The sequence below is a fragment of the Brevundimonas halotolerans genome (assembly GCF_003730275.1).
In the GTDB taxonomy this organism is placed as follows: Bacteria; Pseudomonadota; Alphaproteobacteria; order Caulobacterales; family Caulobacteraceae; genus Brevundimonas; species Brevundimonas halotolerans.
Map to the genome: position 1 here is coordinate 169,642 of NZ_QTTA01000019.1, position 15,237 is coordinate 184,878.

Annotated in this window: 14 protein-coding genes; 11 read left to right on the top strand and 3 right to left on the bottom strand. The window is 65.8% G+C overall.

The window, feature by feature from the left end; all coding sequences use genetic code 11:
• Positions 1 to 111 precede the first annotated feature (111 nt).
• The 5 genes from fliQ (at position 112) to EG854_RS09780 (ending at position 6,258) form a co-directional block, all read left to right on the top strand.
• The gene (fliQ, locus tag EG854_RS09760; RefSeq protein WP_123287918.1) at positions 112 to 375 is read left to right on the top strand and encodes a flagellar biosynthesis protein FliQ; all 264 of its coding nucleotides are present in this window, start codon (positions 112 to 114) and stop codon (positions 373 to 375) included.
• Between the two features lie 4 nt (positions 376 to 379).
• Positions 380 to 1,150, top strand: a complete 771-nt coding sequence (gene fliR / locus EG854_RS09765) for a flagellar biosynthetic protein FliR (protein ID WP_123287919.1) — start codon at positions 380 to 382, stop codon at positions 1,148 to 1,150.
• Positions 1,143 to 2,216 carry a flagellar biosynthesis protein FlhB gene (gene flhB / locus EG854_RS09770; protein ID WP_123287920.1) on the top strand — a complete coding sequence of 358 codons (1,074 nt, stop codon included), beginning with the start codon at positions 1,143 to 1,145 and terminating at the stop codon, positions 2,214 to 2,216. The genes fliR and flhB overlap by 8 nt, the downstream gene beginning before the upstream one ends.
• Before the next feature lie 70 nt (positions 2,217 to 2,286).
• A complete protein-coding gene (gene cckA / locus EG854_RS09775; RefSeq protein ID WP_164461989.1) occupies positions 2,287 to 4,365 on the top strand; it encodes a cell cycle histidine kinase CckA in 2,079 nt (692 codons plus the stop codon).
• Positions 4,366 to 4,437: 72 nt separating this feature from the next.
• The gene (locus EG854_RS09780) at positions 4,438 to 6,258 is read left to right on the top strand and encodes a DUF885 domain-containing protein (RefSeq protein WP_123287921.1); all 1,821 of its coding nucleotides are present in this window, start codon (positions 4,438 to 4,440) and stop codon (positions 6,256 to 6,258) included.
• Positions 6,259 to 6,278: 20 nt separating this feature from the next.
• Here the strand turns inward: EG854_RS09780 and EG854_RS09785 are convergent, their stop codons facing one another.
• Together EG854_RS09785 and EG854_RS09790 are read right to left on the bottom strand one after the other, a co-directional pair.
• Complete coding sequence (locus tag EG854_RS09785; RefSeq protein WP_164461990.1) at positions 6,279 to 6,566, bottom strand: hypothetical protein; 288 nt, start codon at positions 6,564 to 6,566, stop codon at positions 6,279 to 6,281.
• A 177-nt stretch (positions 6,567 to 6,743) separates the two neighbouring features.
• Positions 6,744 to 7,724, bottom strand: a complete 981-nt coding sequence (locus tag EG854_RS09790) for a DUF1176 domain-containing protein (protein WP_123287923.1) — start codon at positions 7,722 to 7,724, stop codon at positions 6,744 to 6,746.
• Between the two features lie 134 nt (positions 7,725 to 7,858).
• Here EG854_RS09790 and EG854_RS09795 point away from each other — a divergent pair, with 134 nt between their 5' ends.
• The 4 genes from EG854_RS09795 to EG854_RS09810 all read left to right on the top strand — a co-directional run bounded on the left by EG854_RS09795 (position 7,859) and on the right by EG854_RS09810 (position 11,446).
• Positions 7,859 to 9,073, top strand: a complete 1,215-nt coding sequence (locus EG854_RS09795) for an NADP-dependent isocitrate dehydrogenase (protein ID WP_123287924.1) — start codon at positions 7,859 to 7,861, stop codon at positions 9,071 to 9,073.
• A 320-nt stretch (positions 9,074 to 9,393) separates the two neighbouring features.
• Positions 9,394 to 9,972 carry a DUF2939 domain-containing protein gene (locus tag EG854_RS09800; protein WP_123287925.1) on the top strand — a complete coding sequence of 193 codons (579 nt, stop codon included), beginning with the start codon at positions 9,394 to 9,396 and terminating at the stop codon, positions 9,970 to 9,972.
• 105 nt (positions 9,973 to 10,077) lie between these two features.
• The gene (locus EG854_RS09805; RefSeq protein WP_123287926.1) at positions 10,078 to 10,632 is read left to right on the top strand and encodes a DUF2939 domain-containing protein; all 555 of its coding nucleotides are present in this window, start codon (positions 10,078 to 10,080) and stop codon (positions 10,630 to 10,632) included.
• A gap of 100 nt (positions 10,633 to 10,732) precedes the next feature.
• Positions 10,733 to 11,446: a hypothetical protein gene (locus EG854_RS09810; RefSeq protein ID WP_123287927.1), complete on the top strand. Its 714-nt coding sequence runs from the start codon at positions 10,733 to 10,735 to the stop codon at positions 11,444 to 11,446.
• 745 nt (positions 11,447 to 12,191) lie between these two features.
• Here the strand turns inward: EG854_RS09810 and pal are convergent.
• Positions 12,192 to 12,752, bottom strand: coding sequence for a peptidoglycan-associated lipoprotein Pal (pal, locus tag EG854_RS09815; RefSeq protein ID WP_206423395.1), 561 nt, complete (start codon positions 12,750 to 12,752; stop codon positions 12,192 to 12,194).
• Positions 12,753 to 13,009: 257 nt separating this feature from the next.
• Here pal and EG854_RS09820 point away from each other — a divergent pair, with 257 nt between their 5' ends.
• Positions 13,010 to 14,431, top strand: coding sequence for a sensor histidine kinase (locus EG854_RS09820; RefSeq protein ID WP_164461991.1), 1,422 nt, complete (start codon positions 13,010 to 13,012; stop codon positions 14,429 to 14,431).
• Positions 14,428 to 15,114: a response regulator transcription factor gene (locus EG854_RS09825; RefSeq protein WP_123287930.1), complete on the top strand. Its 687-nt coding sequence runs from the start codon at positions 14,428 to 14,430 to the stop codon at positions 15,112 to 15,114. Before EG854_RS09820 ends, EG854_RS09825 begins: the two co-directional genes overlap by 4 nt.
• The last annotated feature ends 123 nt before the right edge of the window (positions 15,115 to 15,237 follow it).

The following is a 15,237-nucleotide window of genomic DNA, read 5'->3' on the forward strand; positions in this document are numbered from 1 at the left end:
CCTGTCCCGCAAGGGTCGGGCCAGCCAAAGCGGGGCATCGTTAGGGCGGTGTTAACCACGATCCCGGCAGTTTCTGCCGGGTACGCGTGCCGGTCTGGAGAGTTCTGAGCGATGAATGGTGCCGAGGTCATGGATGTGGGGCGCGATGCCCTGTGGCTGACCATCCAGCTGTGCGCGCCGGCCCTGATCGTCGCCCTGCTGGTCGGGGTCGGCATCGGCCTGTTCCAGGCCCTGACCCAGATCCAGGAACAGACCCTGATCTATGCGCCCAAGATCCTGGCCATCTTCATTTCCCTGCTGCTGTTCCTGCCCATGATGGGGGCGTTGCTGGGCAGCTTCATGCAGACCATCGCCGCCCGCATCGCGGGCATGTAGGCGGGTGGAGGGCTACGCCACCGCCGATCAGGTCTGGGGTGCCGCCCTCGTCTTCGCACGTCTCGGCGCCATCCTCATGCTGCTACCGGGCCTCGGCGAGACCTATGTGCCGCCGCGCATCCGTCTGTCGCTGGCGCTGGTCATTACCCTGGTCGTCTGGCCGATCGCCGCCCCCGTGCTGCCGGCCCTGCCCGAAAGCGTCGGCGGCATGGCGGGCTGGGTGATCCGCGAAGTGGCCACCGGCTTGATGATCGGGGCGATCCTCCGGGCCTTCATGACGGCGCTGGCGACGGCGGGCGAGGTGGTGTCGCTGCAGACCACGCTCAGCTTCGCCCAGAGCACCAACCCGATGCAGGCCCAGCCGGGCTCGACCCTCTCGGCCTTCCTGACCCTGCTGGGGGTGACGCTGCTGTTTGCCAACAACACCCACCATCTGTTCCTCGCCGGGCTGGCGGGATCGTATGAGCTGATCGCCCCGGTCCGGCCGCTGATCACGGCGGACTTTGTCGAGCTGGCGGTGCGGACGCTTGCCGACAGCTTCATGCTAGGCATCCAGCTGGCCGCGCCGGTGATCGTGTTTGCCATCATCTTCAACCTGGCCTCGGGGCTGGTCGGTCGCGTGATGCCGCAGTTCCAGGTGTTCTTCGCCACAGCCCCGCTCAGCATCCTGCTGGGTCTGTCGATCTTCACCCTGTCGCTGGGCGTGGTCGGGACGATTTTCATCGACCGCTATCGCAGCCTGGCCCAGATCTTCGCCGGAGGTGCCGGTGGCTGACGACAAGGATCCCGAGTCCAAAACAGAAGAGGCCACCCCGCGAAAGCTTGAGGACGCGCGAAAGAAGGGCGATGTCGCCAAGTCACCCGACGTCGCCTCGGCCCTGTCGCTGCTGGGGGCCGCCGCCGTGCTGCTGATGGCGGGCGGCCCGTTCGCCGGCATGATGGCGGAAAGCCTGCTGCCCTTCATCGCCGAACCCCACACCATGGTCGGCGCGCTGGAGGCCGGGGCGGGGGTCGAGATCGGCGCGCGGGCCCTGTGGGCGGCGGCGCCCTTCCTCGGAGCCTTGGCGCTGGCGGTGATCCTGGGGGGGGTCGGCGGCAATCTGGCCCAGTCCGGTCTGATCTTCAGCGCCGAGAAGATGAAACCCAAGTGGAGCAAGATCAATCCACTTGAGGGAGTGAAGCGCATCTTCGGGCCCGACGGCCTGATGAATTTCGTCAAGACCTTCGTCAAGCTGGTGGCCGTGATCGCCGTCTGCTGGTTTGTGCTGAAGCCCCACCTGCGCGAGCTGGAAAACATGGCCGCCATGTCGCCGGCCAGCATCCTGCCGTTCACCCGCGAGCTGGCCGTCTGGCTGATGGCCTCGACCCTGGTGTTTCTGGCCTTCACGGCCGGGGCCGACTTCCTGTGGCAGAAGATGCGCTTTGCCAAACGCATGCGCATGAGCCGCGAGGAACTGAAGGAAGACTACAAGCAGGCCGAGGGCGACCCGCACGTCAAGGCCAAGCTGAAGCAGATCCGGGCCCAGCGCGGCCGCCAGCGAATGATGCAGAATGTGCCCAAGGCCACCGTCATCGTCACCAACCCGACCCACTATTCCGTGGCCCTGCGCTATGAGCCGGATCAGGGCGACGGCGCGCCGGTCTGTCTGGCCAAGGGCGTCGACGATCTGGCCCTGAAAATCCGCGAGGTGGCGAAGGAACACAATATTCCGATCGTCGAGAATGTGCCCCTGGCCCGCGCCCTTTACGCCTCGGTCGATGTCGACCAGACCATCCCCCGCGAGCATTTCGAGGCCGCCGCCCAGGTGATCGGCTTCGTCTTCAAGAAACGTCGGCGCTAGGACTTTGGCGTCCGTACCCGGCGGATATGGCATAAGAGGGCAGGCGATTCGCCTCGCAGGAGAGAGCGGGATGACCACCCCGGCCCGGCCGCTGCCCCGAGGGGCGCCGATTGATCTGACCCTGGTGCTGATGGCGATCGGCTGCGCCCTGCTGGTCGGGGCCATGGCCTATCCGGCGTTTCGCACCAATCCGTTCAGCGCGCCCGGCCTGATACTGATCGTCGCGGCGGGGGGGGTGGCCCTGATCGGGCTGATGATCTTCACCCGCAGCGAGTCGCGAAAGCCCACCGGCGATACGGCGGTCGAGATGCTGGAGGCGCTGGCCGAGCCCGCCGCCCTGGTCTGGTCCGACGGTCGGGTGCTGGCCTTCAATGCGGCCTGGGCCGAGGCGGACGGCGCCAGCAACAGCCTGCCGAGGCGCGGCGGCAAGGCGGCCCAGGCCCTCTATGCCGCCTTTGCCCAGGCGCGCGCCGGGGAACAGGGACGCGCCCTGATCCCGCTGGGGGACAAGGATGTCGAGGCCCTGATCGGCTATGCCGGACCGGGTCGGTTTCTGGTCCGGGCCGCGCCCGAGACCCTGCTGGCCGAGGCGCCCGGCCGCGAGGTGGCCTCCGCCGAGGCCCAGCGCCCCCGCGCGACCGGCACCCTGCGCGAAGGTCATGCCATGGCCGCCGGTGCCCCATTCGGCTCGGCCATCATCCGTCACGACGACCTGTTTGCGGGGCGGGTGGAACAGCCCAATGCGGCGCTGGCCCTGCTGACCGGACCGGCCTCCGCCCGGGACGCCGCCTTTGGCCATCTGTTCGATCCGGCCGGTGTGGCCGAGGCCCGCACCCGTCTGGCCGGTGGGTCGGCCGGTCCGATCGAGCTGGTCGCCCGCGCCCATCCCGACCGTATCCTGCACCTCTATGTCGCCCCAGAAGACGACGCCCGCCGCGTCTGGCTGTTTGATGCCTCGGCCCAGAAGTCGATGGAGCTGCAGCTGTCGCAGGCGCAAAAGATGCAGGCCGTCGGCCAGCTGGCGGGCGGGGTGGCGCACGACTTCAACAATCTTTTGACGGCCATCCAGCTGCAGCTGTCGGGCCTGCTGGAACGGCACCCGGTGGGCGATCCGTCCTATGACGGGCTGAACGAGATCCGCCAGACCGCCATCCGCGCCGCCGATCTGGTGCGCAAGCTTCTGGCTTTCTCGCGCAAGTCGACGGTCCGGCGCGAACGTCTGGATCTGGGCGAACTGGTAGGCGAGTTCGCCGTGCTGCTGCGGCGGCTGCTGCGCGAGGATGTGCGGCTGGAAACCGACCATGGCCGCGACCTGCCGGTGGTGCTGGCCGACAAGAGCCAGCTGGAAACCGCCGTCATGAATCTGGCGGTCAATGCGCGCGACGCCATGCGCGGCGTGGTCGAGCCGGGCGCCGGCGTGGTCACCATTACGACCCGCCGCCTGACGTCCGATGCTGCGCGGGCCATGGGCTGGCACGACGCGCCCGACGTCGATGTGGCCATGATCGAGGTGTCGGACACCGGACCCGGCGTGCCCCCTGAAATCCTGGACAAGATCTTCGAGCCCTTCTTCACGACCAAGGCGGTGAATGAGGGTACGGGCATGGGTCTGGCGACCGTCTATGGCATCGTCGAACAGGCCGGTGGCCACATCAACGTCACCAATCTCGAAGGCGCGGGCGCGGCCTTCCGCATCTTCCTGCCTGCCGCTGCGGCCGCAGAACTCGAGGCGATCGCCCCGGTCGAGGTCAAGGTCAAGGCGCCGCGCGATCTGTCCGGCGCAGGCCGCATCCTGTTCGTCGAGGACGAGGCCGCCGTGCGCGGCATCGCCGCCCGCCTGCTGCGCCAGCGCGGCTATGAGGTGATCGAGGCCGCCGACGGCGAGGAGGCCCTGATCCTGGCCGAGGAACACGCGGGCCAGATCGACATGATGATCTCCGACGTCATCATGCCCGGGCTGGACGGCCCCAATCTGCTCAAGAAGGCCCGGCCCTATCTGGGCGACATCCCGGTGATGTTCATCTCGGGCTATGCCGAGAGCGACTTCTCGGACCTGCTGCAGGACGAGGCGGGCGTCTCCTTCCTGCCCAAGCCGCTCGACATCAAGACCCTGGCCGAGCGCGTCAAACAGCACCTCCACGCCGAATAGGTCAGGGGCCGCCTCTTGTGGGATGCTTCGGGATGGTGCCGTATGCGGGCAACCCTTCGAGAGGATGTTCCCATGATCGACCGTCGCCGCCTTCTGCTGACCGCCGCCGCCGGAGCAGGCCTTGCCGCTTCGGGTCAGGTCCTCGCCCAGGAAGCGCCCGCCACCACCCCGGTCGCGCAGCTCAATGACTGGATGGACCGCGTGTTCAAGGAACTGGTCATGACCTCGCCCGAGATCCTGACCTCGCTGGGCTTCGACAAGGGGCCGATGGCCGCCGCCAAGGGCCAGCTGGACGACCGCTCGCAGGCCAAGATCGATGCCGATGAGGTCAAGTTCAATAGCTTTGCCGACGAGCTGATGGCCATCGACCGGTCGGCCCTCAGCGGACGCGACGCGGTCAACTATGACACCGTCAAATTCTTCGGCGAGACGGTCCAGATCAGCCAGGGATTTGACTACGGCACCGGCAACTCACCCTATACGATCAGCCAGCTGAGCGGCTCGTACAGCAATATCCCCGACTTCCTCGACAGCCAGCATTCCATCGAAACGGCCGAGGACGCCGAGGCCTATCTGTCGCGCCTGTCGGCCTTCCCGACGGCGCTGGATCAGGAAACCGAGCGAATGCTGGCGGACTTTGCCGCCGGAGCCATCCCGCCCGACTTCGTCATCGACAAGACCCTGCTGCAGCTGGCCAATCTGCACGATACCCCGGCGAGCCAGTCGATCATGACCACCTCGGTCCAGCGACGCGCGATCGAGAAGGAAATCCCCGGCGACTGGGCCGCGCGCGCCGAGCGCATTGTTCAGGGCGAGATCTATCCGGCGCTGGTCCGTCAGGCCGAGGCGATGAAGGCGCGCCGGGCCGAGGCGGTCCACGATGCGGGCGTCTGGCGCCTGCCGGACGGCGAGGCCTGGTACACCTATGGCCTGCGCAATTCGACTACCACCACCATGACCGGCGAAGAAGTCCACCAGATGGGCCTGGAACAGGTGGCCGAGCTGACGGCGCGCGCTGACGGCCTGCTGCGGGCCGAGGGCATGACCCAGGGCACGGTTGGCCAGCGCATCGCCGCCATGGGCAAGGATCAGCGCTTCATCTATCCCAACACCGACGAGGGCAAGGCCGCGCTGCTGGCCGACCTGAACCTGCAGATGCAGGATATGCAGGAGCGCCTGCCCGAGTATTTCGGTCGTATCCCCAAGAGCCCGGTCGAGGTCCGCCGCGTGCCGGTCTTTACCGAGGCGGGCGCACCCGGCGGCTATTATCAGGGACCGGCGCTGGATGGCTCGCGCCCCGGGGCCTATTACATCAATCTGCGTGACACGGCGGAATGGCCCAAATGGACCCTGCCGACCCTGACCTATCACGAGGCCTCGCCCGGCCATCACCACCAGATCGCCCTGCAGCAGGAAAACGACGAGGCCCCGCTCCTGCTCAAGATCCTCGGCTTCTCGGCCTATTCCGAAGGCTGGGGCCTGTATGCCGAACAGCTGGCCGACGAAATGGGCGTCTATGCCGACGACCCCTGGGGCCAGATCGGCTATCTGCAGTCGCTGATGTTCCGCGCCACCCGTCTGGTGGTCGACTCCGGCCTGCACCACAAGCGTTGGAGCCGTGAACAGGCCATCCGCTATATGGTCGACACCCTGGGCGATCAGGAAAGCGCCGTCACCACCGAGGTCGAACGCTATGCCGTCTGGCCGGGCCAGGCCTCGTCCTACAAGATCGGCCACACCGAATGGGTGCGGATGCGCGCGTCGGCCAAGGCCGCGCTGGGCGACCGCTTCGACATCCGGGGCTTCCACGACACGGGTCTGGCGGTTGGCGGCGTGCCGCTGACGGTGCTGGACCGGGTGATCACCGACTGGGTCGCCAGCCAGCAGGCCTGACCGGAATCAGCGGTGCCAGATCAGGGATGCCGGGGCCGGTGCGGGCGATGGGGCCGCTGCGGACGGTCCCGGTAATCCCGGTCGTCGTAACAGACCTGGTACGGATAGCCCCAGGCGTCGATGCGCGTGTAGCAGTCCGAGTCCAGGATCAGCGCCAGCGCCACCAGATCGGCGCCGATCGACACCCCCTGCCAGAACAGGGGGTCGGACAGCGGGTCATCGGTCGCGCAGGCGGACACCAGCAGGCTACAGGCGGCGAGGGCTGCGACCCCTCTTGAGCGGGCAAAACGCGTCGGTGTCGTGGTCATGATCAAGCCTCCCATGACCGAAGACTAGTCCCCGACCGCACCCAAGGGCTGTGACGGAATCTGATACCGACGCTATGTCGCCGGGCGTGTATCCCAGGTGACCGGCCACAGATCGGCGGTCACGCCCATACAGGCCTCCATCCGCCGCTCATGCTCCAGCACGAACGCCCGCCCGGTCTAGATCCACTGGTGGACCGTGCCGCAGTCGCCCAGCCCCCGCCCCTTGCCAAAGGCCTCCAGCCGCCGCGTGGCCGGGTCGTATTCCGGGTTGATCGGCGTCTCCATCGCCTCGCCCGTGGTCGGCAAGCTGACGATGCGCGGCGATGCCCCGGCATTGTCCGTCAGCACATAGAGATAACCGGTGTTATAGGCGCCCATGAAGCAGGGCACGCCCCACAGCACTGTATCGGCGGCCAGTCGGTAGTGCTGGATGTCATACTGAAAATCAGGATTGAAGTCGGTGTCGGTCCGGCAGGTGCGGACCGGGTCCAGGTCCTCGACCGCGTCGGGCAGTTGGGTGGCGGTCAGTCCCGTCTGGGCCACCGCCGGCGCGGCCGCGACCACCGGCAAGGTCGGCGCGGCGGGCACGGTCGAGGCCGGAGCATCGCCCTTGCGGATCAGGGCGGTGACGGTGCCCAGCCGCCCCTGCCGCTCGTCAATCCACAGCAGGGCCGCCGAGATGCCCGAGACCGACACCGCCAGCGATCCGTCAGCCGTGCCGAGTTCGGCTGCGCGACCCTCCGCCAGCGCATCGATCACCGCACGCGTCCGGTCGGCAGGAATGCGGGCCAGATCGTCCTCGATCCGCGAGGCGAACGGCTGGCCGTCGATGGTCAGGGTCGGCACCACACTGCCGTCCGACATCCACATGCCGACATGGACCACCGGCTCTGCTCCCGGCCCGGCGGGCATGAACAGCCGCAGCCAGCCGTTGTCGTCCGCCACAGAGCCAAAGGCCGTGCAGTCGCCGTTGTTGCCGCACGTCACCGTCCAGTCGCGAAAGGTGCGGCTCTCCGGCACGGCAGTCACGGGATCAGCGGAGGCGGCGGGACTGTCCGGGGCCGTCGCACCCCCGGCGGTCTGACCCGCTTCGCTCTGGCACGCCGCCAGACCGGAGGTGAGGCCGAGGGTCAGCAGCACGAGCGGGATACGGCGCATGGGGGATCCTCCGGTCTGTTTCAGCCCCAGCCTCGACCACCCCGCCCGCCCGCGCAAGGCCGGGGGTTTGCGCCCCGGCGCGTGACGGCTATACCGCCCCCACAATTTCCTTCCCCCAAAGACAGAGAGCGCACATGGCGAAGATCAAGGTCGACAACCCCATCGTGGACATCGACGGCGACGAGATGACCCGGATCATCTGGCAGATGATCAAGGACAAGCTGGTCTTCCCCTTCCTCGACCTCGAGCTCGACTATTACGACCTGGGTATGGAGCACCGTGACGCCACCGACGACCAGGTGACGATCGACGCCGCTCACGCCATCCAGAAGCACGGCGTCGGCGTCAAATGCGCGACCATCACCCCGGACGAGGCCCGGGTTGAGGAATTCGGCCTGAAGAAGATGTGGAAGTCGCCCAACGGCACCATCCGCAACATCCTCGGCGGCGTCGTCTTCCGCGAGCCGATCATCTGCTCGAACGTGCCGCGTCTGGTGCCCGGCTGGACCCAGCCGATCGTCGTCGGCCGTCACGCCTTTGGCGATCAGTACAAGGCCACCGACTTCCTCATGCCCGGCCCCGGCACCCTGACGATGAAGTTCGTCGGCGACGACGGCAAGGTCATCGAGCACGAGGTGTTCAAGGCCCCGTCGTCGGGCGTCGCCATGGGCATGTATAATCTGGATGACTCGATCACCGACTTTGCCCGCGCCAGCTTCTCGTTCGGCCTGCAGCGCAACTATCCGGTCTATCTGTCGACCAAGAACACCATCCTCAAGGCCTATGACGGGCGCTTCAAGGACATCTTCCAGAAGGTGTTCGACGAGGAATTCGCCACCGAGTTCAAGGCCAAGGGCCTGACCTATGAGCACCGCCTGATCGACGACATGGTGGCCGCGGCCATCAAGTGGTCGGGCGGCTTCGTCTGGGCGTGCAAGAACTACGACGGTGACGTCCAGTCCGACATCGTCGCCCAGGGCTTCGGCTCGCTGGGCCTGATGACCTCGGTGCTGATGACGCCGGACGGCAAGGTGCTGGAATCCGAGGCCGCCCACGGCACGGTGACCCGCCACTATCGCCAGCACCAGAAGGGCGAGGCCACCTCGACCAACTCCATCGCCTCCATCTACGCCTGGACGCGCGGCTTCGCCCACCGTGGCAAGCTGGACGGCAACCAGGCCCTGATCGACTTTGCCGATACGCTGGAGCGTGTGGTCGTCGAAACCGTCGAGAGCGGCCACATGACCAAGGACCTGGCCCTGCTGGTCGGCGACCACCAGAGCTGGCTGACCACCGAAGGCTTCCTCGACAAGGTCGCCGAGAACCTCAACAAGGCGATGGCTGCCTGATAGACGCCCCTGCGTTGTCATCCCGGAATTCGCGAAGCGAATATCCGGGACGCAGCACAGTATTGCGAGGCCCCCGGAAGACGCGCAGCGTCTATCCGGGGGAAGGCCCGATCAGGTCTGGCCGTCTCCCGGACAATCACCGAGGCGATTTCCGGGAGCGTTCCCTATGCCGCACTGCCGTCCCGGATCGCCACGATGTGGCGTCCGGGATGACAACCATCTCTTGGGCTTGGGCCCCGCCGGACTCGCGTCGGCGGGGCTTTTGTTTGTGACCGGGCCGGGTTCGTGCATTCTGGCGGCCTACAGACCCGGAGGCAGTCTTGAAGATCATCGGCAATCTGATCCTGGCGGCGGTGGTGCTGCTGGTCATCAGCTTCTTTGCGGCCCCCGGCGTGGCCTTCTTTGCCCTGCGCGGTGCGGCCGACAGCGGCGACGTGGCCGAGCTGGACCGGCTGGTTGACTATGGCGCCATGCGCAAGGCGCTGGGCCCGCAGCTGACCGGGCGGGTCGAGACCCTGACGCCCCCGCCCTCGATCCTTGAGGATCCCATCGGCGCCGTGCAGCGCCAGTTCCAGCGCGGGCCGGTGGCCGAAGGGCCGAGGGCCGACGCCTATCTGACGCCTGCGGCGCTGGGCGCCATGACCCGGGGCGAGGGACGGTCCGCCGCCCTGCGCTCCGAGGCCGAAAGTGCCGAGGCTGAACCGCCCTCCGGCGGGCCGCTGCCCCGGCCGGTCTATTGGGGCATGGACCGGGCCCGCATGGCGGTCACCGGCGACAGCGGCGACGAGACGGTCTTCACCTTCGCCCGCACCGGCTTCTTCAGCTGGCATCTGGTGCACGTCAGCCTGCCGGAAGAGCGCGTGCCCATCGTCGGCCAAAGCGGTCGCAAGGGCGGCTGATCGCGATGGCCGAACGCCGCGACTCACGGCAACCCTGATCCCCGGGGAGCGTTACGGTAGCGGGAGTGCCCGGTTCAGACCGGGTCAGGGAGAGTTGAGGGGATTATGCGTAAACTGATTATCGGGGTCGCCGGTCTGGCGATCGTACTGCTGCTCGGGGCCTGGGCCCTGTCACCCATTTTTGCCATGCAGGCCCTGACCCGCGCCGCCGAACAGGGCGATGAGGCCGCGCTGGAGCGGCTGGTCGACTTTCCCGCCGTCCGCCAGAGCCTCAAGGACGAGCTGAACGCCCGCATGATGGCAGAGATGCGGGCCGAGGGCTCCGAGATCGACCCCGCATGGGCCGGCGTCGGCATGCTGCTGGGCCCGGCCATCGTCTCCGGCGCTATCGATGCCGTCATCACCCCCCAGGGCGTGGCCACCATGGTCCGCACGGCCGAGGCGCCCGAGCCCCAGGACGTGCTCAACCGTCCGAGGCCCACCCCCGGCGAGACCGAGGACGACGTCCGCAAATCCTGGACCTATCGCGGCGCCAACCGCGTCGAGGTGCGCCTGGCCACGACCGACCGCCCGGACCAGCCGCTGATCCTCAACATGGACCGCAACGGCCTGTTCGGCTGGCGCCTTGTCGAAATCGACCTGCCGGACGCCCAGACCTGACAGCACCCCCGCCGCGAGGGGCGCGGGTCAGTGGTCATTGATAGCCGGGTGCGCCGTTGGTAGCGTCAGCGCCTCGAATGAGCGCTGGGGATGAAGACCGATGTTTGAGGCTCTGATCTTCGCAGGCAGCCTGGCTTTGGCTCAGACGCCGGATGAGTGTGCGCCGCGCGTGGATAACGCTGTCGCGATCTGGTGGTTTCAACCGCTTGAACGCGCCCCGGGCGCGACGGTGAGTCTGGAAGCCTACTGGACGGACAGGCCCCATTCCTTTGAACGGGCGCCCCGCCATTGCGTCACCGACATCGCCTTTTCGCCTGAGGGCATCCTGCAGTTCGACGCTGAGGCCCTCACTGTCAGGGTCGCTGACGACGCTCCGGCCTCCGCCCTGGTGACCATTACGGGGCGCCTTGGTGATCAACCGCTCGAAGCGCAGATCCGTGTCGTGACACCGGAGCAAGCCCCGCTCAGGGGCACCTGGCGACAGACCGGCGCAACCTGCCCGGATGGTGTGGTGCCGACGCCAATCAACGAGCTGGTCTTTGATGCGGCGCAGCGATTTTCTGTCACCTGGATTCCGTTTGAGTCCTACCGGGACTATTGGGGCACCTACCGGTTCGATGCTGCTGACAAGTCCTTCAGCGCCGAGGTCGAGGGCGACAACCAGCGGCCCGCCAACCTCGATCTTTCGGGCACGGCATCCGTCTCGGGGAATGAGTTGATTCTGGAAGACCTGTGGCTCGGCGATCCCTCGCAAATGGTCGCAGCAGCCAGCCGCTGCACGTACCGGTTCGTCCGCGCCGACGCGCCGGATTGACGCCGGGCGCTCGGCCAGAACCCGGACCTGCCGCGATCGGGTATGGATAGGGACGGCAGACTCGCCCGCGAATGACGCGACGTCCGTCGGGGTACGGGTCCGCACGTCAACGTCCGCCTTTCACCCCGGGGCGACAGTCCGGTCTCGACCCGTTGCGGACTTTAACCGTCCTCGCCGAACATTGAAGGTTCGGGGGCCATCGTGCCACCGCCATAGGCTCTCAAAAGTTACGAGGACCGCCCCCTCGTCGGAACGGTCGATCTTCTGGTCGCAGAACCAACACGAATATTCGGCCATGATCGTAGCTTAGCGGCGAAAAGGTCCGCTTCCCACCCTCAGGCGAAGGTCGGCTCCCGACCCAAAGCGGACTGAAGACGTCTACTGGGTGAACTTCGGCTTCCCCAGCCAAACGATGACGATCTACTCATCCCGAGACCATGACCACCAGGCGGCTGCCGCCAAAACGGCGCCTACAAGGTCCACCACCGTCGACAACACTGTGGTGCGACGGCGCAGCGCAACTTTTTGGATCATATTGCGGGGCGACGGCGAGTCTCCTGCGTGGAGGGGCGTAGCAAGCTCGCCAAGCGTTGGCCGATACTCCGATTACGATATTAGGCGTGGCCCGCCGTCGAATTGGGCGACAGCGGGCCACTTCTGGAGGCGGGCGACGTCGACAGGGGATGCGAGGTGCCTCCCGTAGCTCCAGATATCTGTCACGAATCTTTTTGGTGGAGATTTCCGCTCAGCGCTGATTGACGATGGCCGTATGGGCGTTTCGGTTCTGGGCGAACGCGGCTTCGTTCGATCCCTGCGCGATCGGCCGCTCCTTGCCAAAACTGATGGTGTCGATCCTGCTTGCCGGGATACCTCGGCCGATCAGATACGTCCGAACGGCTTCGGCGCGACGAGCGCCCAAGGCGAGGTTGTATTCGCGGGTTCCGCGTTCGTCCGCATTCCCCTCGATCCTCACGGTGATTTCGGGATAACGCCGCAGCCATGCCGCCTGTGCGTCCAGTTGCGGATATGCGTCTGCGCGCAGCTGATAGCTGTCCAGATCAAAATAGACCCGATCTCCGACATTTATGCGGAAGTCTTCGGCGCTCCCCGGTGCACTACCTGCACCGCCCGCGACCCTGTCGTCGCCGTAGCCGCCCGTTGAGGGCATCGCGACCGGTCCCCCGTCGGCCGCGCTCGTCGCGACGGACCGATGCGAACAGGCCGACAGGGATCCCGCCGACAAAAGAAGTGCGAGGACACAGGCTGTGGCCAGCGGTCGAGATGGATGGCGTGTAGATCCGTTCATGAAAGTCTCCATTTCGACAGACGATGGAACGGCCCTCCTCCCGCCTCAAGCATAGGATTTTTATGGCTCTCCCTGAGGGGAGCAAAACGTTGCAAGACTGACGCTCTCACTCGCCCTCCTCTGGTCCAGGAAACGCTGCCTTGCTCTCTTACACGCCCGGAGATGGCCCAAATCTCGCATCGATACAGGATGCGCCCCGGCCGACAGCTTGGCTTTTGGAGCGGTTCGACGCGGGGCTGGGTTTGGTTGGACAGTTCGTGGCCGCAGCCTCGGTGGTGCTTTTAGGGACGTTTACGGCGGTCCTGCTGTATCAAGTGTTCGACCTCACCCGGTTGGCGATCTTCTTTCTCGGCTCGGTGATCGTCTGCGCTCTCTTCTTCGGGACGCGTCCGTCCATATTTGCGGCATTTCTGGCGTTCATTGCCTACAATTTTAGCCTCGTTGAACCACGCTTCAGCCTCCAGTTCGCAGGCGCGGACGACGCCCTTACGCTATCGGTGTTTCTGATCGTCGCGCTGCTGGTCGGCGGGCTCGCCGGACGGGTTCGTGAGAGTGAGCGCGACAGCCGTCGCCGGGCAGATTTACTGGAGACGCTTCTTGAGGCGAGCCGCGCATTCAGCGCGGCAGCCGATGCGGCAGTGCTCAGAGATGAACTCGCCGCCCAGCTTCAAATGGCAACCGACGGCGAAACGTTCGTTCTCCCGCCGGGAACGGCGGAAGACCGGTTCGACGACAGTGTCCTCGCTTTGGTCGCCAAGGCCGAAACATCGGGCCAACTCGTCTCACAGGGAGCTTGGCGCGCCAAGTCCCTGTCGCGTGAGAGCACACTTGGTGTCGCAGTCTGGCGGATCGGAGAAACCCCGGCTTCGCATCTCGGAGCCCAGAACAGGCTCTGCGGTCTGCTGGTCGATCTTGCCGCTGCTGCGCTGGATCGCATCAGGCTCGTCCATCTCCAGACGGAGGTGGAGGCGGGTGTGAGAGCCGGGACGCTGCGCGATGCGATCTTGGGATCCATTTCCCACGACCTCCGCACTCCACTGGCGACGGTCATGGCGTCCGCGAGCAGTCTGCGGGACTACGGCGAGCGCTTTGATGTCGAGACGCGGCGCAGTCTGGCGAGCGACATATTCCATGAGGCCGACCGCCTAAACTCCTATCTCGAAAGCCTGCTTGCCCTCTCACAGATCGAGGCCGGTCACATCTCGCCCAACTTGTGCCCCATGGCGGTGATCGAGGTCGTTGATGCTGCCATCAGCCGTCTGGGACCCGACGCACAGTACAGGTTTCACACTGCATCACTGGATGAAGCGCTGGAGATCGAGGCCGATATGGCTTTGCTTGAACAGGCAATATTCAATGTGCTGCACAATGCTCTCGTACACGGCGGTCCATCCATCCGGGTCGAGATCACTGCGCGACGAGCGGACGGAAGGGTGGAACTGGTGATCGAGGACAATGGGTCGGGCGTGCCCGATCACGAATACGACCAGCTTTGCAAGAAGTTCTATCGGGGGGAACTGCGGCGGCCGGACGCCCCGGGGACGGGCATCGGACTCTCGATCACCGAAGGCTTCGTAGAGGCGATGGGAGGCTCCATCCGTCTGGAGAAAAGCCTCGGAAGCCCGAAGGGTCTAAGGGTGACGATTACCCTTTCCGAGAAGGGGGGTGCGGCGGCATGACCAAGATTCTTCTGGTCGAGGACGAGCCTCACATCGTGCGGGCCCTGAGTCCCGCGCTGGAAGCCGAAGGCTACGAAATAACGCCGGTCGGCAATGGCAGCGCGGCCATGGAGGCGCTCGCGGGCGAGGGATTTGATCTCATCTTGCTCGACCTGGGTCTGCCTGACATGGACGGCAAGGTCGTCATCGAGCGGATCCGGGAATGGTCAGAGGTCCCCATCATTGTCCTCAGCGCCCGGCACCTGGAAGAGGAGAAAATCGCCGCCTTTGATCTCGGAGCAGACGACTACGTCAACAAGCCATTTGCAATGGGGGAACTCTTGGCTCGCCTGCGCGCCGCACAACGGGGTCGCGACCGGCGGTTCTCTTCAGTCTCGGTGTTCAAGGCCGGCGGCCTCACCATGGACCTTTCTAGCCGGCGGGTCTGGATTGAGGATGAACCAATTCACCTTACGCCCAAGGAGTACGACCTCGCCCGAACCCTTGCGCGTTATGCTGGCCGCGTGGTCACGCACCGCCAAATCGCCGCAGCAGTCTGGGGAGGAGCCGGTTCTGTCGATAGTCAATCTATTCGCGTCCTCGTCGCACAGTTGCGGCAAAAGATCGAACGCAATCCAGCACGCCCCCGTATCGTACTTACTGAACAAGGCCTCGGCTACAGAATGATCGAGCCGCTGGACTAGGACGAATCGACATTCAGCGCATCCAGAGCATGGAGGCAGCGATGTGGACGAAGGCCAGGTAGTGGCTGGCGAGCCTGTCGAAGCGTGTCGCGAAGCGGCGGAAGTGCTTGAGCTTGTTGAAGC

What these genes read in the sequence shown, in the direction of transcription:
- EG854_RS09780 (WP_123287921.1), top strand. Translation starts at nt 4,438, where the DNA reads ATGATCGACCGTCGCCGCCTTCTGCTGACCGCCGCCGCCGGAGCAGGC.
- EG854_RS09810 (WP_123287927.1), top strand. Translation starts at nt 10,733, where the DNA reads ATGTTTGAGGCTCTGATCTTCGCAGGCAGCCTGGCTTTGGCTCAGACG.
- EG854_RS09795 (WP_123287924.1), top strand. Translation starts at nt 7,859, where the DNA reads ATGGCGAAGATCAAGGTCGACAACCCCATCGTGGACATCGACGGCGAC.
- EG854_RS09825 (WP_123287930.1), top strand. Translation starts at nt 14,428, where the DNA reads ATGACCAAGATTCTTCTGGTCGAGGACGAGCCTCACATCGTGCGGGCC.
- EG854_RS09790 (WP_123287923.1), bottom strand. Translation starts at nt 7,724, where the DNA reads ATGCGCCGTATCCCGCTCGTGCTGCTGACCCTCGGCCTCACCTCCGGT.
- EG854_RS09785 (WP_164461990.1), bottom strand. Translation starts at nt 6,566, where the DNA reads ATGACCACGACACCGACGCGTTTTGCCCGCTCAAGAGGGGTCGCAGCC.
- cckA (WP_164461989.1), top strand. Translation starts at nt 2,287, where the DNA reads ATGACCACCCCGGCCCGGCCGCTGCCCCGAGGGGCGCCGATTGATCTG.
- fliQ (WP_123287918.1), top strand. Translation starts at nt 112, where the DNA reads ATGAATGGTGCCGAGGTCATGGATGTGGGGCGCGATGCCCTGTGGCTG.
- EG854_RS09805 (WP_123287926.1), top strand. Translation starts at nt 10,078, where the DNA reads ATGCGTAAACTGATTATCGGGGTCGCCGGTCTGGCGATCGTACTGCTG.
- pal (WP_206423395.1), bottom strand. Translation starts at nt 12,752, where the DNA reads ATGAACGGATCTACACGCCATCCATCTCGACCGCTGGCCACAGCCTGT.